The following is a 20,894-nucleotide window of genomic DNA, read 5'->3' as shown; positions in this document are numbered from 1 at the left end:
GGCTCGACTACCCGCGCTATCGACTCTACTATAAAGCTAGGCGGGGCTATGATCTCGTCATTCAACGACCTTGCAAGTAATGCGCTGGAGCTTCGCTACCAGGGTAAAAACTTCATGTCTGCGCTGAGTGAATCACTTTCTGGCCGGTTAAAGCGATTTAAAACTGACGAGCAGAAGCAGATTTTAAGCTCTCTTGGCGTGTACGCTGACAGTATGCGTGATGAAATACTTCAGCGGTTTTCCGGTGATGTTACGTTGCCAGGGAAGGTTGCCAACTTGCAGCGCCAATTCTTTAAAATTAACGGGCTGAGTTGGTGGACTGACGCATCACGTAACACAACAGCAACGATGATATCTCACTGGCTGGCTGATAACTCTTCCACTCAGCATGGAGCACTTAATGGCAACCTTAAACGTGCATTAGATCTGCATGGCATAGGTGATGCTGAGTGGTCAATCTATCGTTCAATGGATTTGAAAGGCTCGGAAGGGCGAAAGTTCATGACGCCTGATGGGATTGATTCAATACCTGACGAGATGATCGCCAAGTATGTTTCTGAAAAAAACATCAAGGTAAATGAGCGAAGCATTGAGACTGGGCGGGAAGAGTTGGCTGGCAAACTACGTGGTTATATACTCGATCGCGTAATGGTTGCAATGACTGAACCAGGAGCCAGAACACGAGCCATGATGAAGCAAGGGACACAGCCGGGGACAGTTGAAGGGGAGCTACTACGATTCATCGGTCAATACAAATCATTTACCGCTTCTTTCATGCAGCAAGCGCTAGGGCGGGAAGTATTTGGACGTGGCTATACGCCAGTTCCGCTGGGAGAAAGTCGGTGGGGTAATCTGCAAAGCGCTCTATTCAAAAGCGGGAAAGGTGAAATGCTTGGGCTGGCGCAGATGTTTTTATGGATGACCGCGTTCGGCTACCTGTCTATGCAGACCAAGCTGATGATTAAAGGTCAAACTCCACGGCCAGCAGACAGTAAAACATTTCTGGCAGCGGCTGCGCAAGGTGGCGGGCTGGGTCTGTTTGGTGATTTCTTATTCGGTGAGGTTAACCGGTTTGGGAGTGGACCAATCACATCAATGGCGGGGCCAGTTGCGGGCAACCTAGATGATATAATTACTCTATTCCAAAAAACACGGTCTGGCGATGCCAAGGCTGGAGATGCTTTCCGCTTTGTAGTTGATCATACCCCATTTATTAACGTGTTCTGGGCAAGGCCAATTATGAATTACCTGATCTTAAACCAAATACAAGAGTCATTATCTCCGGGCTCATTGCATAGATTTGAGCAAAATGTGAGGAAGAATCAAGGAAACGATTTCTTAATCCCTCCATCTCAGTTTATGCTTGGAAGGTGATAAGGAGTTAATAAATGAAAGGTATTATTGCCCATATATTTCTTTCAACATGCCTGCTTTACCCATCATCTAATATTTTATTTTTCAACGATAGCTATTTATCTGGAGATGATGTTTTTTTCGTATCTATTGTATTCATTGCTGGATTGATATTAACGGCAATGTTACCTAGGCACATAAAAGAATTAATTAAGCGTTCCAGTACTAATTAACTAATGACCCGCTCCTGCGGGTTTTTTATTGTCTCACAAACCACCTCAGATTTGCTCTGTGGGAATTCCTCACGCCTGGAGAAAATAAATGCCAGCTACGCAAGAAGATCGGCTCTATGGTTTAACAACGAGTGTTGCAGTAAAACCAGCAGTGGCAATTTCGGCTGACTACAACATCACGCTGTTTGGTGAGCAAACAATAACATCATCAACATTTACCGGTGAGAGGACAGTAACTACCACTACTGGCATGCGCGTTCTTGTCATGGGGCAAAGTAGCCCTATTGATAATGGGATATGGATAGCAAGCCCAGCCACATGGCATAGAGCGCCTGATTTTGATGGCGCTCGTGACGCAGTAAATGGTACGTTAGTCTTTAGTATTTATGGTGACTGTTGGCAGCTTGAAGCTGCAGATCCGGTACAGATTGGATATTCAGCGCTTGAGTTCAGGTCTACCTATCCATTTAATGGTGGGCTAAATGAATTTCAACGCTCATTAAGGGTGCCGGAGACTTCTGTTAATATCCTGCCCCAGATTTCTGGACGAGCCAATCATCTCCTTGCTTTCAATAATGATGGTCAGCCAGTAATGGTATTACCAGAAAGTGGATCAGCAGCCGATGTATTATTAGATTTAGCAAGCAGCGTTGATGGGAAAGGTGATGCATTAGTTGCAGTTAAGCAGCCATTTACCGGATCTGCAACAAGAACTCAGCATAGTAAAAACGCTGATATTATTAATCTTCGTGACGCTGATGGGGTTGACCCAACAGGTATTTCAAATAGTACGGCAGGCATTCAGTCTGTACTAAACAGTCTTGGAGTAAAGGGCGGCGTTGTTTATATTGGGAACGGTGATAGATTTATTATTGATAGTATTTCTATACCGCAAAACGTGTCCATAGTTGGTTCATCTGCCGCACCAGGCGAAGTTATTAACTCGCTTGGACAGACATACGCGTCATTTGGCAGCCAGTTTATTCTGACCCCTGGTTCTTCTATTGATATGAAGAGATCTAGCTCTGTATCTCGCGTTTCTGTAATACCGCAAGCCCTATTGAGTAAGATGCCAGTAACAAGCGATGCTACTGCTGATGCTGCAATAGCATCTTTTGCTGGTAAAGCTTTTATCTCTATAGAGGCTGACTTTCAACTTAGAGATATATTAGTTATTGGTTTCACATATCCTTTATATGTAAATCCAACAGCAACAGATACGGGGAGGCGCATAATTGAAAACTTCAAATATGACTGCACCAATGGCCCATATATAGAATATGCAACAGATATTGATAGACTAAGAGGTATTCATGGATGGCCTTATCTAACAGCTCACGTTTCAGGAATATCTGCATCTAAGAACAATAGATCTGGGGTAGGGTTAAATCTAAAAAAAGTTGCTGATTTCACACTGCTTGATTGCTGTTTTAATTACGGTTATAACACCGGGTTTCTATTCGAGGATGTTTGGAATATTACAATGACAGGTGGTGGAGCAGATGCCGTTGGGACCACAGGAATTTCATTCCAGGGATCATGCCGTTTTTCTCGTATGAACAACGTTATTATTAATTCTAATAACACAGGAATAGCAATAAATATTGGCGGGACAAACCCAGACATTAAAACAAATCATTGCATAATTAACGGAGTGTCTTTTGGTGTTTATGTTTCGTCTGGGAGTTATTTCTCTGATTGTGATACTTTTATGGGCGGTACAGGTATAGCCTACACTGATGGAACAATATCAGGAGGGATTTTAAACCCTTATTTTGATGGTGTGACAACTCCAGTATCTATGACATCATCTGCCGAAAAAGTCGTATCCCGCGGAAAGTTTAATTTTTCACCTACCAATCCCAATAGTACTGTTGCGGAAAAGACCTTTGCAACGCAAAGTATTTTTCATGATAAACGACCAGTAGCTGTTGATACAGGACACTTCTTCGAGCAAGGGGCAAGACTTAACGATAATAGTTTGCATGGTTTATGGAGAATAGGACCGCGCTTATTGAATGCCACAATAGGGTCAGAATCTTCAAACTATGCATTTACCGCATACAATGCTGGTACGTGGGTAGACCGATGGATTATGACTGCAGATGGAACGTTTAGGCCAGTGCAAGATGGTGTTCAGTTGGTTGGAGACCCATCGCACAGGTGCGGGCAAATATATTCGTCAGTAGGTACGATAAGCACATCATCAAGGGAGTCCAAAACCGAAGAGGAAGAAATAACGGAAATAGAGAAAAAAGTAGCTATAAAGTGCAAGGAGCTTCTTCGTAAGTTCAGATTCAAAGACTCAGTTATGGAAAAGGGTCCAGGTGCCAGAATTCACTTCGGCATCATAGCTGAAGATGTAAAGCTTGCCTTCGAAAGTGAGGGGCTTGTCGCTGAAGAGTATGGAATATTCTGTTTCGACCAATGGAAATCCTGTGAGGCTGTATTTGATGCTGATGGGGTTATGGTTGCTGAGGCGAGGGAGGATGGTACAAGATCTGGCATTAGATATGATGAGCTAGTCTGTTTCATTCTGTCGGCTATTTAACTGATTATCCATTCATTGTGTGGATGTGTACGGTTATATGTATATAATCTTACACATCGCATACAAGAGCAATTTTTAGTAATTGCTTATTATTTCAATGGATTATGTAATGCAGACATCCCTAAACTCCGTACAGAAAAAGTCGCCAGTATTTTATCGAGATGATATTGATGGACTTCGTGCTATTGCTGTGGTTTCAGTGATGTTATATCACTTCATTATTGGACCATTTACTGGCGGTTTCGTCGGTGTAGACATATTTTTTGTTATAAGTGGTTACTTAATAACCAGTGGGATAGTTAAGCAGGCAGAAGCTGGCAAGTTTAACTTCCCCGAATTCTACGTTCGAAGGGCTAGGCGTCTTTTCCCTGCACTGCTATTTACTATTTTATTAACTTATATTGCAGCATTCTTTTTATTTTCACCGGTAGACTTTGCAAATATGTCTGGTTCAACAGTATTTGCATTGACTGGATTATCAAATATTTTTTTCTGGATGGAGTCAGATTATTTTGACTCAGCATCCATTGTAAAACCGTTATTACATACATGGTCACTAAGTGTTGAACTCCAGTTTTATCTTGTATGGCCTGCTATATTATTATTTATAATTAAGTATGGGAAGAAGATAACTGGATTAGGAGTTATATTAGTAACTTGCGCGGGTCTTATTTCTTCTATATACGCCTTAAAGCACGATGCTACGGGTGCTTTTTATCTTACTCAATATAGATTTCATGAGTTTTCTATAGGCGGAATTGTATTTTTGGTTGGGCGCTCAAAGTTAGTAAGTATGAAGTATTACATGCCAAGCTTATTTTTTATTGTTGGTAGTGCTATGGTTTTTTATTCAATTTTCTCATTTACTTCACACACTCACTTCCCTGGAAGTAACGCATTAATTCCTGTAGTTGGTGCAGCGCTTATGATTCTATCAGGGGATAAATCTAAGCTTTCAAAAATATTATCTATCCGACCTGTTAGCTATGTTGGGGAAATAAGCTATTCTCTGTATCTGATACACTGGCCTTTATTTGTCTTCGCTCAATATATAATGATAAGAGATTTGAGTGATTTTGAAAGGAGTGCATTGGTAATGGTAACATTTGCTTCAGCAATTCTGATGCATAGGTTTATAGAAAAGCCTTTTAGGGATACAAAAATATATCCAATGACCGGACCTGCATTTTCATTGGCATGCGCATGCATAGCAATGTCTATAATGCTGCCAGCATCAAGCAGTTGGGCTAATAGAGGTTGGGTTTGGAGGCTTCCAGAACAGGTGCGGCAAATTAATAATTTTGACTTAAAAGCGCTTGAAAATTACGTTTGGGATAAACAAGTAAAACTAGCATCGGAAAAACAATTTAGTAACAATGGTAAAGAAAAACTTCTAATAATTGGAGATTCTCAATCTGCTGATATAGTAAATATATTGAATGAGTCCAGAATGATTGATAAATATGATATTGTTGCTAGAACAGTATCATATGAATGCGGTGCTCCATATGTTAGCAAAGAAAAAAGGGGTAAATATTGGGGTTATGAAAATAAAGCAATAATTAATTCACCACAGTTAATTCCTTCTTGTGAGAAACAAATGGATTCGGCAATTGATGCCAACCTTCTTTCTCAAGCGGATAAAATATTTATTTCAATGAAGTGGGAGTCTTATTCTACTTCAAAAATACAAGAGGCTATAAATAAAATATCTTCTTTGACCTCTGCAAAGATTTATATTTTCGGAAATAAAACACTGAGCAAAAGCAGCATTGATCTTGTTAATGCACTTGGTAGAGTAAATGGCGTAGATAAATATGCATCTGAATTTAGAAATCCATCTTCCGATGATATTAATAAACAAATATCATTAATTAAAGGTGCGACGTTCGTTGATATGATGAACATAATCTGTCCAGAAAAAGACTCTTGCCATGTTCTTACTAAAGAGCTTAAGCCGGTTTTCTTTGATCCTGCACATTTAACAAGGGAAGGGGCAATATTCCTTAGTGCAGATTTTTCAGGATTGCTATCCAAACTAACGATTAACAAATTAAATTAGCGTCAGAGCATGGGGAAGGGATGCCTATCGAGGTTGGGTGACATATTAGTGACGCATCTATAGTGCCGAAGAAGTGTCACAGGTATGTCACTGCTAGCCATAATGACGCTTGTGAATGCAGATTAGGCCAGTATTTACAATGAGTTATATATACTACGACGTTCTTCTAAGCCGTAGGTCACAGGTTCGAATCCTGTAGGGCGTACCATGTAAAATCAACGCCTTACACCACCTTCAGTAATTCCAAATTATCCGAATGGGACGAATTTGGGACGTGACCTCCAAAAATACTATCAATTTGCTTGGCGTGAGCGCTCAAATGACGTGGTGCTAGGTGTGCATACCTCTGTACCATTTCTATTGATTCGGGAGTGTTAGAAATTCTGTGTCATTCCAGTAATATGCAATCAAAAAGGAATGACACATGTCCCAACCCTTCGATTTCGACAAAGCGCTTAAGGCACTCCAGTCCGGTCAGGCATTAACCGGGAAAGATGGTATCTTAACGCCATTAATCAAACAGTTAACCGAAGCTGCATTAGCTGCTGAACTCGATTCGCATCTGGCTCAGGACGTTGAAGCCAACCGTAAAAACGGCTCAGGCAGAAAGACCGTTAAAACACCCACTGGCAGCTTTGAACTGGCCACGCCCCGCGATCGCAATGGTACTTTTGAACCTCAGTTGGTGAAGAAGCACCAGACCACACTTTCCGATGAGATCGAGCGCAAGATCATCCGTATGTTCGCACTTGGCATGAGCTACAAAGATATCAGCCAGGAAATTGAGGATTTATATGCTTTCAGCGTGTCCAGTGCCACCATCAGCGCGGTCACCGATAAAGTTATTCCTGAGCTGAAACAGTGGCAACAACGCCCGCTGGAAGCGGTATACCCCTTCGTCTGGTTGGATGCTATCCACTATAAAATCCGCGAAGACGGGCGTTATCAGAGCAAAGCGGTCTACACTGTTCTCGCCCTGAATCTGGAAGGCAAAAAAGAGATACTGGGCCTGTATCTGTCTGAAAGTGAAGGCGCTAATTTCTGGCTGTCGGTACTGACCGATCTACAAAATCGTGGTGTGAACGATATTCTGATTGCCTGTGTGGATGGTCTGACAGGGTTCCCGGAAGCGATAAACAGCATTTACCCCGATACAGAAGTTCAGTTGTGCGTCATCCACCAGATCCGTAACTCGATAAAATATGTCGCATCGAAGCATCACAAGGTGTTTATGGCTGATTTAAAACCAGTTTATCGTGCGGTATCAAAAGAGGCAGCGGAAATCGCACTGGACGAACTGGAAGAAAAATGGGGCCAACAATATCCAGTGGTACTTCAGTCGTGGCGGAGAAAATGGGCCAATCTGTCGTGTTACTTCCGATATCCGGCAACGATCCGCAAGGTCATTTACACGACAAACGCCATTGAATCGGTGCATCGGCAGTTCAGAAAACTAACAAAAACGAAAGGCGCGTTCCCGAATGAAAACAGTCTGTTGAAATTACTGTATCTGGGATTAATGAATGCGCAGGAAAAATGGACAATGCCGATCCAGAGCTGGAATTTGACATTGTCCCAGTTGGCGATTTATTTTAAAGGCCGCCTCGATAAAGTGATTACGTTGTAATGATTTTTTAACGTGACACAGAATTATGAACGCTCTCATTGATTCCCACCCGCCCATTTCCTGCAAAACTGTCAGTGGAACACCTGCCTGTACTAACCAGCTTGCCCAGGTATGGCGAAGGTCATGAAAGCGGAAGTTATCTATTCCGGCCCTCTTCAATGCAAGCCTCCAAGCGGTATTACCATCGACACGCATTTTCCTTACCGCGGCTGACTTTTCCCGGCTTGGCAACGTGCTTTCCTTCCGATGAACAAACACCCATTTCTTGTGATTGCCAATCTGATCGCGAAGTAACCGGCATGCTGTGTCATTGAGCGCGACACCAATTGCTTGGCCTGATTTGCTTTCCTCTGGGTGTATCCATGTAACCTTGCGTTGAAGGTCTACGTCTTGCCATTGCAAATCTACTATGTTTGATCTGCGCAATCCGGTTGCCAACGCAAACACCACGATAGATTTTAGTGGTTCAGAGCATTCGCTCATTAAGCGTACAGCTTCATGAGGTTCAAGCCACCTAACCCTTTTACCTCTCTCTTGCGGCACCTTTATTACCGGCCCGCGCTCAATCCATTTCCAGTCGCGTTCTGCGGCGCGCATAATAGCTTTCATTAATGCCAGGTGCTTTGCCTTTGTTGATATGCTAACCGGTATTTCCACAAATGGCTCTACGACCTCACCGCGTTTTCTTAGCGAGATAGCTTTCGACTCCCAGTTATCCCTATGCTTTCTGTTCGTCATTTTACTGACAGCGGCATAAATCTTCGCCTCGGAAATGCTCTTCAGCAAAGCACCTTGAAAGTGGATGAGCCAGAATCCGATCCGGCCCTTATCTGCATCCAGTGATTTTTTATGCGCCTTCTCTTCAAGCCATCGCAAGCAAGCATCATCAAATGTCACGTCAGGGAAATCCCCCAGGCGCTCTATTCGCCATTGCTCAGCCTTTAATCTGTCGTGCAACTCCTGCGCTTGTCCTCTGTGCCAAGAGATTGTTTAATACGCTTTCCGTCCGGTGCCGTGAAGTCGGCATACCAAACGGAACCCCTGCGGAAGATTGACATTGTATCTCCTTAGTCGCCCCGCCGCCGATCACGGACACAGTGTGTACCGGATCGCTTAATGCAGCAATACAGGCCTTTCTTGTTAGTAGGTAGGGTGATTGTTGTTTGCTTGGGTCTTTCCGGGTGGTGGCCAGGCGGCCTGATGAAATCCATTTCTTTGCTGTTGAACGCGACACTCCGAGGAATTCGCAAGCCTCATCGAATGTGAGACTCTATTTATCCATTTTGGCCTCTTATCTCTTTATCAATCTGACGAACGTAATAACTCAACCAGCGCTTCGCCGGGAAAGTTTTTGGTTGTAGTTCAATAGGTAGGGCGATGATTTTTTTGCGTGGCGATTAAGAATTTCGGTGAAGTGCTTATCGTGCTCTTGAATTGGGTATTTTTCTTTAACTTCTATTATTTCAGCAAGCGCATCTTTTGCTACTGACCTGATGGCGTTCTCTACTGTGGCTTCCATTTCAGCACCGCCTCATCAACGGGAACCAGTCGCTGCTTTGACACTCCTTGGTATCAGTTGAACTGACTGGACACACTCATTTCCCCACGTATCCCACCCATCCAGACCTTTCCTCGAAAACAATTCAATGCGACTCACATCGCCATACAGTAATTCCAGCCGGTGGCGCACTTCCCACGGTTTTTCGCTATGCTCGCCAAGCGGTGAGTAAACAACTTGCTTGATGCTTGCATTGAGCTGCTCAAGGCCATTGCCGCGCACTGCGATCAACACATCTTCGGTATCTGCGCCTGACTCATCGTGGGGTATCGCTGTGAAATCCGCTCAATCAACTCCCTGATACTGATAAATTCCTGCTGCTTTGCCTTGAGCTTTTCCGCTGGGTTTATCATGAGATTACTCCTGTTATCTCTGGTTGGCCCTGCTTTGAATGATACCGAACATAATGGTTCAAAGTGAAAGTAGTAGGGGGATGGTGCTGATTTAGGATGTGAATTGGGATTTATAGGGTTAACAAAAATATATACCCAGAGTTTTTATCAAGCAATAATAAACGAGCATTTGAGTAATAGAAACGCCCGAGTTAGCGTAATCAGGCGTATTAAATGAGAGCGTTCATAATTCTGTGTCACGTTAAAAAATCATTACAACGTAATCACTTTATCGAGGCGGCCTTCAAAATAAATCGCCAACTGGGACAATGTCAAATTCCAGCTCTGGATCGGCATTGTCCATTTTTCCTGCGCATTCATTAATCCCAGATACAGTAATTTCAACAGACTGTTTTCATTCGGGAACGCGCCTTTCGTTTTTGTTAGTTTTCTGAACTGGCGATGCACCGATTCAATGGCGTTTGTCGTGTAAATGACCTTGCGGATCGTTGCCGGATATCGGAAGTAACACGACAGATTGGCCCATTTTCTCCGCCACGACTGAAGTACCACTGGATATTGTTGGCCCCATTTTTCTTCCAGTTCGTCCAGTGCGATTTCCGCTGCCTCTTTTGATACCGCACGATAAACTGGCTTTAAATCAGCCATAAACGCCTTGTGATGCTTCGATGCGACATATTTTATCGAGTTACGGATCTGGTGAATGACGCACAACTGAACTTCTGTATCGGGGTAAATGCTGTTTATCGCTTCCGGGAACCCTGTCAGACCATCCACACAGGCAATCAGAATATCGTTCACACCACGATTTTGTAGGTCGGTCAGTACCGACAGCCAGAAATTAGCGCCTTCACTTTCAGACAGATACAGGCCCAGTATCTCTTTTTGCCTTCCAGATTCAGGGCGAGAACAGTGTAGACCGCTTTGCTCTGATAACGCCCGTCTTCGCGGATTTTATAGTGGATAGCATCCAACCAGACGAAGGGGTATACCGCTTCCAGCGGGCGTTGTTGCCACTGTTTCAGCTCAGGAATAACTTTATCGGTGACCGCGCTGATGGTGGCACTGGACACGCTGAAAGCATATAAATCCTCAATTTCCTGGCTGATATCTTTGTAGCTCATGCCAAGTGCGAACATACGGATGATCTTGCGCTCGATCTCATCGGAAAGTGTGGTCTGGTGCTTCTTCACCAACTGAGGTTCAAAAGTACCATTGCGATCGCGGGGCGTGGCCAGTTCAAAGCTGCCAGTGGGTGTTTTAACGGTCTTTTTGCCTGAGCCGTTTTTACGGTTGGCTTCAACGTCCTGAGCCAGATGCGAATCGAGTTCAGCAGCTAATGCAGCTTCGGTTAACTGTTTGATTAATGGCGTTAAGATGCCATTTTTCCCGGTTAATGCCTGACCGGGCTGGAGTGCCTTAAGCGCTTTGTCGAAATCGAAGGGTTGGGACATGTGTCATTCCTTTTTGATTGCATATTACTGGAATGACACAGAATTTCTAACACTCCCTATTAAATCGGGGGATTTAGATAATAGATTTGGTTGCGGCCAAAACGTGATTATTGTGATTACGCCATGATGGTGTAAAGCCCAATGTCTCCAGATTGCTCAGTTCGACATTATCTGGGTTTCCCCAAATAGTATCAGCAATTTCCAGCAAAGATTTTCTATCACCCTGAAAACTGATCCTTTCGCCGTGCTCGTTAATTTTATAATCCAATGTATGACCATCCACATTTAGAATGGTTAACTGGATGCTGTCATCTTTAGACAGACCAAACAGCCAAAGCACCATCCCGCCCTCAGTCTGATAAGTATCACTTATTACAGCACCGTAGTGGTCAATAATGGCTTTATAGGTGGCAGTAGACACGCCCCCACCTTGATATTCTTGTGAGACATAAGCTGATTCAACGTGGGGTAAACGTTGGCCTAAATCCACTGGTGGGGTGAGGTCGAAAGTCAAAACATAGCTTGCTATATGCTCACCTGAAAGTATCTCTTTGATATGAAGATGGGCCATATTACTACCATCATCTTCAAGTAATGCTTGAAAGAGGTCACCATTCGGGGTTTTAAATTCAGGGAGCCATAAAAAATGGCCGGGAGCTAAATGATTAACTTCCGGCCATTTTAATATTTTATCGTGTTCAGCAATTAAATTGGGTGACATGCAGATAGAGTTCCTTTCCTACTGAAGAACAAATCAACCGCTTTTTGTGAGAAATCGATAGAGGTATCCTGCAAATCATTCCAGAAAAAAGCTTGGTTAACTGGACGAGACTTACCGTTTTTCTCAATAACGATTTCAGATACTGGGCGTATTTGTTCATAGGCAGCGGCTTTTTCCCAGCCGGTACGAACGACCATTAATAGGGGACGTTCTTTACGATTCTTCATGCTTCTCACTTCAAAGCCACCCAAAACACCAGGTACGGTAAAATACCCAATACGCTCGGTTCTGTTAGCAATAGTATGTGGCGAATGTGTGATCATATTCAGGCCCCAAACAGTGAGAATTAAGTGGTTATAGTTTAAGCGCAAAGAGGCCTGACGTCCACCAGCTTCTACTGATATCTCATGGTGTCAGCACGTTATCTACCTTTGATTCATGGGTAAAATAGTTGTCTGGAAATGATGATTTTGATGGTTGAGTACATGATAAGAATGGCCGGAGGTTCCCGTGATTTGCATGTTTCTTTAGCTGCGCTGAGAGACACAAAATAATTTGGGGGTATTCTTGGGGGTATATGGAGAATTGAAAGAGGAAAATAATATTATTTAACAATGCGTTAGGTGTTTAATTTTACTCTGTAGGTGAATAAAAGGCGAGCAGTATTCGCCTTCGACTGAACATTATTGGGTGGCGACAGAGCGCGGGGAGGAAAACGTAATGCATGACTTACCTGGCTTCGTTACGTTTATTGTACTTGGCTGTATCTTCGAAATTGTTAGTCGGAGGGTTACTGAGTTCATTTTATGGCTATTCAGTCATATCAGTTTTACTCGGAATTAGTCGTTTTGTTGTATGACAGAATCAAGCGAATCGAATCAACCTGATAGGGATAGCGGGACTGTGGGCATCGTGGCAGTTGAATCATCAGGCGACATGACCGGCGCAAAATTACGCTTTGCATACAAATCAATTAGTTAAAAATTGAGAGCCACTTTCACACGGCTCTCTTGATAAAATTAATAACCCTTACGGATATTTATACGCACTGGAAGGTCAGACGAGCAACGCCATTAACGAGTAGATGAGTATCTATCTCAGTTTTCACTTCTTTCATGGCTTTATTTTGTGTCCTACAAAAATCTGACGCTTTTTTGCTGGCTGTGCCAATAGCACCTTTAGTTCGACCTGCTGCAGGGGCAGCCTCAACTTCTGTGAAGTAGTCGCCGTTATCTAGCTTTTTGATATCTGATTGATATGTCAAGCCTATGCCGTGAAGCTGTGTTTTGTCATTTTGTACTGAACATCCACTTAAAATGGCACTGAATATAACGGTTGCTGCAATGATTGAAATTTTCAAATGAAAAGGTTCCTTTACATGTTTAGTTAGTCTTTATTTTACAATAAGTGATTAAACAATAATTAAACCAATGATGACTTACTAATTGGCTATCTTTTTTCGCATTGAGAACTATATTTTTTTCAGGTTAAGGTCTCGGCTAATTGTAGTAATTCCGCAACGGGGGTCAGATGTTGACACTCCTAAACATGGACACCGTTAAGCTAACGGCGGATGCACTAATAATTAGATAGTACGACAATTCCCTATATTGGGCGTCACATTTTATGTGTTAAATATTATTATCAAGCAGCCTACGGGCGGTTTTTATATCTAGGTTATTGGCCCTATAAGCCGGTGGCTTTTCTTTTGGAGTAACCCCATGCCACCCAGAATACCGCGAGCCTGCCGTAAACATGGGTGCCGCAACACCACGATTCACAGTTCTGGTTATTGTCCTGAACATCATAATACCGGATGGGAGAACCACCAGCAGGGTAAGACCAGACATGAGCGTGGCTATGGTGCTAGCTGGGATAAGTTGAAGCCACTGATAAAGGCCAGAGACAAAGGGCTGTGCCAACAGTGCTTGCGTGAAGGTCTGGTGGTGTCAGGTACCACGGTTGACCACATTATACCCGCCAATGGCCCGGCAGTGAAGAGGCCGGACATCTTCAACCGCGAGTAAAAAAGGGCGATTCAGTGACCGTGCTGATCGGCACTGACCGGGTGATTACCGGTTATCCGGAGTAACCCTTTATGCATCGCATTGATACCCCCTCCGCTCAAATTGATAAATTTGGCGCGGGCAAGAACGGTTTTACCCGCGGCAACCCACAAACCGGCGTGCCAGCCACGGCTTTAGATGATGATTACTTTGATGCTGTGCAGGAAGAGTTGGCGGGCATTGCTGAGGCTGCCAGCATCACCCTGGATAAAATGAATCGCGCCCAGGTACTGGCTGCGCTGAAAAAGCTATTTTTGCAGTCGGGTAACAACCTGTCTGAGATTAAAAGTGCGGGGGCGACGGCGGTCGCGGCCACTCTCGTAAATCTTGGTTTAAAAGAAGCGGCCAAGCGGGATGTGGGAACGGGCGTTAATCAAATACCGGATATGAGCGCATTTAGCACAATAAAAGGTGAAAACGGGTCGTTTTATTTGCCGGGCGGGATAATTGTCAAGTGGGGGCAGGTTAATTCAACGGGGAAAGGCGGAGACTTAACACTCCCAACCCCGTTCCCTACTGCGTTATGTGCAGTGCTGATGTGTCATGCCTCAGCGAGTGATTTAAGTTCTTTTTACGCAGGTGTCGGAGGGGGCACTCGCTATGGGTTTAGATTCAGTACAGCGCCCAATACGACCACGGGTACTTCATTTTATTATATGGCGATAGGATATTAATATGAAATGGTGGAGTGCTAAAAACAATTCATTTTTTGATACAGACCAGCTTGAGCGATATGTGTCGGCGGGCTGGGATTTATCAGATGTGACTGAAATCCCTGATAGTCTCTTTCATGAGTACACCGTATTTCCGCTGGGTAAGTGCAGGGTTGTTGTTGTTGGGATGCCTGCATGGGCGGATATCTCACCGCCACTACTCACCGCCAATGAACTGGCCGCCACGGCGCGCAGTTATCGTGATGCTTTTATTACTGCCACCGATCCAATGATGGTCAGTGACTACTGCATCGGTGATACCCCGCTAACCAAGGTGCAGCGCACCGAGTTAACCACCACCCGCGCCGCCTACCGTGCATGGCCGACAGTGGAAAACTGGCCGTTGATTGAATTGCCCGAACTGCCGCAATGGTTGTTAGTGGAGGCGGTCAATCAGGGTTATCGTGTCCCTGTCTGGCCAGCGGAATTCTAAAATACAAAGTCGGGTTTAATGGCCCGGTTATTTAAAGTTGGTTAGAAATATCAGATATCACTATTTGCAATTACCAATCTTTTATTTCTGCTTCGTTACTGTAAATTTATCACTGCATTTTTGTACAGCCCAAAAGAGTATAGCGCCACCGATGATGGATCCGATAGCGACTAGCCAGGCAGTTATCCCTTCATAGAAGGCATAAGCAATCATAAGCCCTATAGCCATTAAGAACGTCATGATAACGCCAATCATATCGAAGATAAGACGCAAAAAACCATTAATAACTTTTGATTTCATCTGCAAAATTCCTTAAAGCCATAGGGTTATTTTTTGCTATTTTACTAAGTTGAATAAAACGCTCGAATGGTTTTTCAAAAAGAAAGAACAACATATCGTAGTCATCTGATTTTAGTTTATTAAAAAGTGATGGATTTGCTCGGGCTAATGTTCGCGATGCTTCACTTGCTCGAGAAGCAATCCCTTGTAGCATTACTATGGAAACCATAGCTGTGGTGCCAAGTCTAAAACTAAGTGTTACCACTGAACTGGCCGCTAAGCCACTAACGACTCTCCCACTGATGTAACCTGATATCATTGTTTGCGCAGCCATACGAGTGATTTTACCCGTTGCACCATAGATAAGTTCTTGGTGTAACTGTTGAATGGTTTCATCCGGCAAACGGCTGAGGGTATCATTAATGATGATATCTGCTATTTTAGCTATAATAAATCGATCACGAACTAGATTACTGAAGGCATTTAGAAAACGCTTATCATCAGACATATTGCGCTGCTGATAATATCGTCCGCCATCTGAAAGATTCAAATCTTGAAAAGTTCGCTCGACCCCTAAATATAAATCCATAGGGATTGACTTGATTCCCTCAGCCATAGCTTTAATAAATCTTGATGTCTCCATAACGTTTCCTTGTTATTACCACATTAATTCCCGACCAAGAATATTGGATTTGGATGATTACTCCAAACAATTAGAGTGAGCAAAATTCTGAAAATAGGATGGTACTATGAAGGCTGCTAGAAAGGGGCAACGCGGGTAGGGTGGTGAGATTGTCAGATTACAGGCACGAATAACCCGGCAGCGGGGCCGGGTTAGGGGATTAATGAAGTTCTGAAGGAGTATCGTGAGTCCAGACTTTCATACCTCATAAATCCCTGAATAATTTGACTCTGGAAGAGTACCGGTTGATGACTAAAAACACAGATAGCTCAAAAGTACGTGGAACTAAAACGGGTGTGCTTACAATATCACCCGATATAGTTACCGTAACAACTCGAGCTATGTGGTAATTCGCAACAATCCCATCGTATTGCAACCGAACGGTTTTTCAGAACCGTCTGGTGGACCCAGAAAATCCCCAACTCAAATACCACTCATTTTTTCAAACTATTCTTACTGTAAGCGATCATTGCCATATGGGATAATTCTGCTAACTGACAGTTATCAAAATCGTGGTTTAAACCCTGCTTATCTGTCGATACTTTAGTTACTTCTGAAAAATTTGAAATTGACGGTGAAATTTGGCTTGTTTGAATATTGTTAGCCATCCTGGCTCTAATTTTTTGAGGAACAGGAAATACTTTACCTTCAAACATTGTTCCCCAAACAGGAATATCTTTTATTTTCAATTTATTGACTTGATAGGGATCTTCTTCTAATACTGTGAAATTGGCGATTTTCCCTGGTTCAATACTTCCGATCATATCTTCTTTACGCCAAGAATACGCGGCTTCGATAGTAATCGCGCGTAATGCGGCATCAACAGATATTCTTTGTTCTGGTGCGGCTATTCGACCACTTGTTGTCATCCGGTTAACTCCAGCCCACACCAAATATAACGGATCACTCGGTGCCATGGGTAAGTCAGAATGAAATGACAAATGAGGTGTGGCTTTTAATACAGAAGCGGATCTAACCATATGGTCTGCTCTATACTTGCCCAGGCCAATCGCATATTTATCTGAGAATGCAGTAGTGTAATAAGGATTGGTACTTACGATAGCACCTAACTGAGCCAATTTTTTTATCTGCTCTTCATCTGAATTTGCAAAGTGAACAATGACAAATCTATGGTCAGCTCTTGGATGTTCCTTTTCTCTATTTTGTAAGCTATTGAGTACAACATCTAATCCTTGATCGCCATTAACATGAACGTGTATTTGATAACCGGCATCCCAAAATAATTTTATACGTTTATCTAACTCTTTTGGTGGGGTTATCCATTCACCTTGATGGCCATCCGTATAAGGCTGCTTCATCTGCATTAGTTGAGAAATAATTGCACCATCAGCAAAAAGTTTTATCTGATTAGGGAAAAACATTAATTTTTTCCCTATTTTCTGGGGTGCTATAGCAATAGTTTTTTCAACAGCATCTAAAGCGTTGTCTATCCCCACGCGATCTACTATCGCACGTCCGTCAGCAATAAATGTTGAGTACATAGGTGTTTCTTCAGCCCCCAGGATTTGTTCGTAAAGTGCCCACATTTCTGGGCTTACGATAGCACCTGGCTCATTAAATGCGGTGACCCCATGCGCCTGCTCATAAGCGACCATTTGCTTGAGTCCAAACGTCAGTCTTTCCGGTGTTGCTATCTGTTTAAGTATTTTACTGCCGACCAAATTAAGCCCTTGCTCCCAGAAATGGCCTTCTGCGTAGTTTACCTGTCGACTTGCATCGCCTTTATCTATGACATCTTTCTCTGTAATATTTAATGCGTTGAGAGCAGCAGTATTGAGGATAAACTCATGACATGAACGCTGCCAAATCATTATTGGTCGAGTTAAGCTGATTTTATCAAGAACCGCACGATCAAGTTTTCCATGCCACAGCGCATGATATCCCCAGCTAATTAGCCATCCTTGGGGGTCTGTAAGCTCTTGTTCCGCTTGTTTAAGACGTTGTTGATATTCAGACCCTGAGAGGGCCGCTTTGACTGTACGGTCGGGAAGTACCCAGTCTTCCGGCGCAATTATCTCGGTAGCTAGAGTCAATGCACCAAGTACTGGGTGCAGATGTTGATCAATAAATCCGGGCATAACAATCTTGTTATCAAAAATAGGGTCAATACGATAGGTTCTGGTTCCTAGCTGATTTTTCAGTTTTTCTAATGAACCGACCATTAATATTCTTTTTCCGTTTACAGCAACAGCATTGGCTTCTTTCTGTTTGTTATTCATCGTGATAACCCGTTTTGCCGGGTATAGGACGATCTCTGACGCTGCTTCAGAGGGGGCTGGGGCGAGACTTTTAACCAAAAGCTCATTAAGGTCTCCATCACTTCGCACAGGCAAAGAGATAAGCAAACTTAATAAAAATGATGAAAATAAGTTTAATCTACGCACTATATGCACCATCCATTGATTTTTAGAAGAAAGTCTACTCGAGACTATAACTATAGTCGTCATTCTGCCTTATTCATTCCCATATTAAGTAGGAGTATAATAAAACCAGTCTTTTGATTTTTACAAAGATCATCATCTTATTGAATTATAAATATAAAGGTTCTGTCGCATTAAGGTGTAGTCCGGTAACATGCTGTTTTTTGTGATGTTGCCTACCCCTGTCTCTTATCCGAAAAGCCTTTAAGCGTTTGCATTATCCCGTCGATATTATTGCCCTGAGCGTTCACTGGTATCTCACCTATTCACTGAGCCTACGCAACCTCGAAGAGATGATGGCTGAGCGTGGCGTTGTCGTTGACTATTCCACCCTGTATCGCTGGGTTCTCAGGCTGACACCTTTGCTGGATAAAGCCTTCCGCCGACACCAACGTTCAGCGGGCCGTCGGTGGCGCATGGACGAAATCTACATCAAAATCAAAGGCCAGTGGAAATATCTGTGCCGCGCGGTGGATACTGCTGGTCACACCATCGACTTCCTGCTGACCGCCAAACGGGATGCTGCAGCCGCATTGCGCTTCTTTCGCAAGGCCATTCGCCATCAGGGTCAGCCGGAGGTGGTCACTATCGATAAAAGTGGGGCCAATACAGCGGCTTTGTTCACGCTCAACGCCGACAAAGCTGATGAGGGAGCGAGCAATGTTAGGCAGAGTAAATACCTGAACAACCGGATTGAGCAAGACCATCGGAACATCAAACGTCGGATATGGCTGATGCTGGGATTCAACACGTTTCGGCGCTCACAGACGCTCCTGGCTGGCATCGAATTGAACCACATGATACGTAAAGGACAATATCAACATCCGCCAAATGATGTATTGTCAGGTAATTACCTCATAGTGTGATTTTAAAAAAAACAATATTATTTTTTTGTTGTTTTAATCATGTGCGCATTAAAATGGAGGGTATTTATTATGGTTTCTATAATAACGACAGGTGGCACCTTAGGTATTTCACATTATAATGAAATTGAAAAAATGAGTGGCCAAAATGGTGTACTTACAGTAAGAAATAATGGAAAGGAAAACTGCCTTACCGCGGGACGCTCGCTAGCAGAACGGTTTATTATTGTTTTAAATAGCACATGCTTAGGATCGCTCAGTTTTATTAAAGGTTTGTATGCGGCGTTAGAGCATCGAGAAGCGAAAGCTATCGAGTGCTTTAGTGCTGCATTAGTGAATATCTATGGCGAAGGTGTTAATGATATCGTAAATACTCATTTGAATGGAAAAGGGAAAATTGAGCTATCCGATATCTCTATAATTATTGATAAAGTGACAAAAGCGAAGTCCTCTTACAGAGAGTGTGATAATGGTGATAGGGAAATAGAAGGTAAAATAAAATTATCATTCGCGGATTTTGATATTTCTCATGTAAATAAATGTGATTCTGATTTGTTTGATTCGTTATCGAATAAAGTCGATGGGTTAATCTCTAACATTGGAGGCCGTAACCGTTTTAATCCAGAGAGTATGCATTATTTGAGAATGGTACTGATGGATTTTATTACCTCAATGCCAGCATCGTCAGACACATTTATGTCGCTCGTCTCTAATATAAAAAACGATGTGGTTATTCCAGATTATCATATTAATGAGATTAATTTAAATAAGAGAACAGGATTTTATATTACAGCCGAAAATATGAATACTCTTCTTAAAGGGACCGGGCTTCTGAAAGAAGAATTGTTGCTTTCGGGAGTTCAAGATGCGTGCCGCCATCAAGTCTACGCCGCTCGTTTTAATGAGGGGGTCAGGGAGAACGTAGACACTGCAAGTAGGAAACCGCCTTCTGTGTCGCCAACTCTCCTTAGACCCGATATAGAAAGATCAATGGCGTCGTCGCAGCCATCACCATCATCGATGCAGTCACCACCGCTTCCACCATCACCATCATCACTACTAGCGCAGCAATCGCCGTCGGAGTTTTCTTCGCTGACGCTACCACCTCAGATACCACGACCTCCTGATATGCCACCACCACTATTTGAAGCATTAAATACTGAAGTTAAACCTCATAAGTTAAAAACAGCAATAAACAATCAAACAAAAACGCCAGAAAAGCCGGAAGGCTTAGATTTTATGTCGGAGCTAAAAGCGCGTCAGGCAGGAGGATTAAAAAAGATTCCGAAGGCGAATGAACAAGCTATAGTTTCACAGAACCCTAATACGGAAATAAATGTGGAAAATAATAAAGTTGAACAGAATAAGTCAGGAGTTAATTTGTTCAGTGCTATGCTGAATCAAATTGAAGCTAGAAGGCCGGCGATTTCTGACAGTGGCAGTGAAAGTGAAAGTGAAAGTGAAGATAATGAAAATAAAAATGATAGCTCATGGAATGATTAATT

General features: G+C 43.1%; 17 protein-coding genes and 4 pseudogenes. 10 read left to right on the top strand and 11 right to left on the bottom strand.

What is annotated here, in order from left to right; translation table 11 throughout:
* The first annotated feature begins 48 nt into the window (after positions 1–48).
* The 4 genes from AT01_RS06440 to AT01_RS20180 all read left to right on the top strand — a co-directional run bounded on the left by AT01_RS06440 (position 49) and on the right by AT01_RS20180 (position 6,199).
* Complete coding sequence (locus AT01_RS06440) at positions 49–1,374, top strand: hypothetical protein (RefSeq protein WP_052489946.1); 1,326 nt, start codon at positions 49–51, stop codon at positions 1,372–1,374.
* Positions 1,375–1,388: 14 nt separating this feature from the next.
* Positions 1,389–1,586: a hypothetical protein gene (locus AT01_RS21640; RefSeq protein ID WP_144404915.1), complete on the top strand. Its 198-nt coding sequence runs from the start codon at positions 1,389–1,391 to the stop codon at positions 1,584–1,586.
* Positions 1,587–1,674: 88 nt separating this feature from the next.
* Complete coding sequence (locus AT01_RS06435) at positions 1,675–4,137, top strand: right-handed parallel beta-helix repeat-containing protein (protein ID WP_042546533.1); 2,463 nt, start codon at positions 1,675–1,677, stop codon at positions 4,135–4,137.
* Positions 4,138–4,246: 109 nt separating this feature from the next.
* The gene (locus AT01_RS20180) at positions 4,247–6,199 is read left to right on the top strand and encodes an acyltransferase family protein (RefSeq protein WP_052489945.1); all 1,953 of its coding nucleotides are present in this window, start codon (positions 4,247–4,249) and stop codon (positions 6,197–6,199) included.
* A gap of 223 nt (positions 6,200–6,422) precedes the next feature.
* Here AT01_RS20180 and AT01_RS22230 read toward each other — a convergent pair.
* Positions 6,423–6,566: pseudogene (locus AT01_RS22230) on the bottom strand (integrase); the annotation flags it as partial.
* Positions 6,567–6,623: 57 nt separating this feature from the next.
* On the opposite strand from AT01_RS22230, the gene AT01_RS06425 reads away from it, so the two are divergent.
* Positions 6,624–7,826 carry an IS256 family transposase gene (locus AT01_RS06425; protein WP_042546532.1) on the top strand — a complete coding sequence of 401 codons (1,203 nt, stop codon included), beginning with the start codon at positions 6,624–6,626 and terminating at the stop codon, positions 7,824–7,826.
* On the opposite strand, the pseudogene AT01_RS20175 reads toward AT01_RS06425, so the two are convergent.
* The 7 genes and pseudogenes from AT01_RS20175 to AT01_RS06385 form a co-directional block, all read right to left on the bottom strand.
* Positions 7,716–8,884, bottom strand: a pseudogene (locus tag AT01_RS20175) (site-specific integrase). The gene AT01_RS06425 and the pseudogene AT01_RS20175 overlap by 111 nt on opposite strands.
* Positions 8,885–9,150: 266 nt before the next feature.
* Positions 9,151–9,345 carry a hypothetical protein gene (locus tag AT01_RS06410; RefSeq protein ID WP_042546531.1) on the bottom strand — a complete coding sequence of 65 codons (195 nt, stop codon included), beginning with the start codon at positions 9,343–9,345 and terminating at the stop codon, positions 9,151–9,153.
* A gap of 15 nt (positions 9,346–9,360) precedes the next feature.
* A pseudogene (locus AT01_RS06405) lies at positions 9,361–9,633 on the bottom strand (MT-A70 family methyltransferase); the annotation flags it as partial.
* 356 nt (positions 9,634–9,989) lie between these two features.
* Positions 9,990–11,191 (bottom strand): annotated as a pseudogene (locus AT01_RS06400) (IS256 family transposase).
* Positions 11,192–11,264: 73 nt separating this feature from the next.
* Positions 11,265–11,762 (bottom strand): hypothetical protein, encoded by a 498-nt coding sequence (locus AT01_RS06395; protein WP_235427294.1) that lies wholly within the window; start codon positions 11,760–11,762, stop codon positions 11,265–11,267.
* Between the two features lie 134 nt (positions 11,763–11,896).
* Positions 11,897–12,235, bottom strand: coding sequence for a hypothetical protein (locus AT01_RS06390; protein ID WP_042546529.1), 339 nt, complete (start codon positions 12,233–12,235; stop codon positions 11,897–11,899).
* A gap of 716 nt (positions 12,236–12,951) precedes the next feature.
* Positions 12,952–13,272, bottom strand: a complete 321-nt coding sequence (locus tag AT01_RS06385; protein ID WP_004705633.1) for a hypothetical protein — start codon at positions 13,270–13,272, stop codon at positions 12,952–12,954.
* 361 nt (positions 13,273–13,633) lie between these two features.
* On the opposite strand from AT01_RS06385, the gene AT01_RS06380 reads away from it, so the two are divergent.
* The 3 genes from AT01_RS06380 to AT01_RS06370 all read left to right on the top strand — a co-directional run bounded on the left by AT01_RS06380 (position 13,634) and on the right by AT01_RS06370 (position 15,124).
* On the top strand, positions 13,634–13,939 hold the full coding sequence (locus AT01_RS06380; RefSeq protein ID WP_042546528.1) for an HNH endonuclease: 306 nt from the start codon (positions 13,634–13,636) through the stop codon (positions 13,937–13,939).
* 71 nt (positions 13,940–14,010) lie between these two features.
* Positions 14,011–14,652 (top strand): gp53-like domain-containing protein, encoded by a 642-nt coding sequence (locus AT01_RS06375; RefSeq protein ID WP_042546527.1) that lies wholly within the window; start codon positions 14,011–14,013, stop codon positions 14,650–14,652.
* 1 nt (position 14,653) lies between these two features.
* Positions 14,654–15,124 carry a phage tail protein gene (locus tag AT01_RS06370; RefSeq protein ID WP_042546526.1) on the top strand — a complete coding sequence of 157 codons (471 nt, stop codon included), beginning with the start codon at positions 14,654–14,656 and terminating at the stop codon, positions 15,122–15,124.
* An 81-nt stretch (positions 15,125–15,205) separates the two neighbouring features.
* Here AT01_RS06370 and AT01_RS06365 read toward each other — a convergent pair whose 3' ends face one another.
* The 3 genes from AT01_RS06365 to AT01_RS06355 all read right to left on the bottom strand — a co-directional run bounded on the left by AT01_RS06365 (position 15,206) and on the right by AT01_RS06355 (position 18,325).
* Positions 15,206–15,424 carry a hypothetical protein gene (locus AT01_RS06365; RefSeq protein WP_042546525.1) on the bottom strand — a complete coding sequence of 73 codons (219 nt, stop codon included), beginning with the start codon at positions 15,422–15,424 and terminating at the stop codon, positions 15,206–15,208.
* Positions 15,405–16,046, bottom strand: coding sequence for a hypothetical protein (locus AT01_RS06360; protein WP_042546524.1), 642 nt, complete (start codon positions 16,044–16,046; stop codon positions 15,405–15,407). The genes AT01_RS06365 and AT01_RS06360 overlap by 20 nt, the downstream gene beginning before the upstream one ends.
* A gap of 473 nt (positions 16,047–16,519) precedes the next feature.
* Positions 16,520–18,325 (bottom strand): amidohydrolase, encoded by a 1,806-nt coding sequence (locus AT01_RS06355; RefSeq protein WP_052489998.1) that lies wholly within the window; start codon positions 18,323–18,325, stop codon positions 16,520–16,522.
* A gap of 383 nt (positions 18,326–18,708) precedes the next feature.
* Between AT01_RS06355 and AT01_RS06350 the strand changes: the two genes are divergently transcribed.
* Positions 18,709–19,392, top strand: coding sequence for an IS6 family transposase (locus AT01_RS06350; protein ID WP_042546523.1), 684 nt, complete (start codon positions 18,709–18,711; stop codon positions 19,390–19,392).
* A gap of 69 nt (positions 19,393–19,461) precedes the next feature.
* Complete coding sequence (locus tag AT01_RS06345) at positions 19,462–20,892, top strand: hypothetical protein (protein ID WP_042546522.1); 1,431 nt, start codon at positions 19,462–19,464, stop codon at positions 20,890–20,892.
* Positions 20,893–20,894: the final 2 nt, after the last annotated feature.

The sequence above is a fragment of the Yersinia aldovae 670-83 genome, assembly GCF_000834395.1.
In the GTDB taxonomy this organism is placed as follows: Bacteria; Pseudomonadota; Gammaproteobacteria; order Enterobacterales; family Enterobacteriaceae; genus Yersinia; species Yersinia aldovae.
Note: the sequence above shows the minus strand (reverse complement) of the source record. Positions and strands in the feature narration are given on the sequence as shown.

Bases quoted from the DNA above. Each gene is read 5' to 3' on its own strand.
- AT01_RS06435 (WP_042546533.1), top strand. From the start codon at position 1,675: ATGCCAGCTACGCAAGAAGATCGGCTCTATGGTTTAACAACGAGTGTT.
- AT01_RS06390 (WP_042546529.1), bottom strand. From the start codon at position 12,235: ATGATCACACATTCGCCACATACTATTGCTAACAGAACCGAGCGTATT.
- AT01_RS06360 (WP_042546524.1), bottom strand. From the start codon at position 16,046: ATGGAGACATCAAGATTTATTAAAGCTATGGCTGAGGGAATCAAGTCA.
- AT01_RS06440 (WP_052489946.1), top strand. From the start codon at position 49: ATGATCTCGTCATTCAACGACCTTGCAAGTAATGCGCTGGAGCTTCGC.
- AT01_RS21640 (WP_144404915.1), top strand. From the start codon at position 1,389: ATGAAAGGTATTATTGCCCATATATTTCTTTCAACATGCCTGCTTTAC.
- AT01_RS06370 (WP_042546526.1), top strand. From the start codon at position 14,654: ATGAAATGGTGGAGTGCTAAAAACAATTCATTTTTTGATACAGACCAG.
- AT01_RS06410 (WP_042546531.1), bottom strand. From the start codon at position 9,345: ATGGAAGCCACAGTAGAGAACGCCATCAGGTCAGTAGCAAAAGATGCG.
- AT01_RS06375 (WP_042546527.1), top strand. From the start codon at position 14,011: ATGCATCGCATTGATACCCCCTCCGCTCAAATTGATAAATTTGGCGCG.
- AT01_RS20180 (WP_052489945.1), top strand. From the start codon at position 4,247: ATGCAGACATCCCTAAACTCCGTACAGAAAAAGTCGCCAGTATTTTAT.
- AT01_RS06380 (WP_042546528.1), top strand. From the start codon at position 13,634: ATGCCACCCAGAATACCGCGAGCCTGCCGTAAACATGGGTGCCGCAAC.
- AT01_RS06345 (WP_042546522.1), top strand. From the start codon at position 19,462: ATGGTTTCTATAATAACGACAGGTGGCACCTTAGGTATTTCACATTAT.
- AT01_RS06355 (WP_052489998.1), bottom strand. From the start codon at position 18,325: ATGAATAACAAACAGAAAGAAGCCAATGCTGTTGCTGTAAACGGAAAA.
- AT01_RS06365 (WP_042546525.1), bottom strand. From the start codon at position 15,424: ATGAAATCAAAAGTTATTAATGGTTTTTTGCGTCTTATCTTCGATATG.
- AT01_RS06425 (WP_042546532.1), top strand. From the start codon at position 6,624: ATGTCCCAACCCTTCGATTTCGACAAAGCGCTTAAGGCACTCCAGTCC.
- AT01_RS06395 (WP_235427294.1), bottom strand. From the start codon at position 11,762: ATGGCCCATCTTCATATCAAAGAGATACTTTCAGGTGAGCATATAGCA.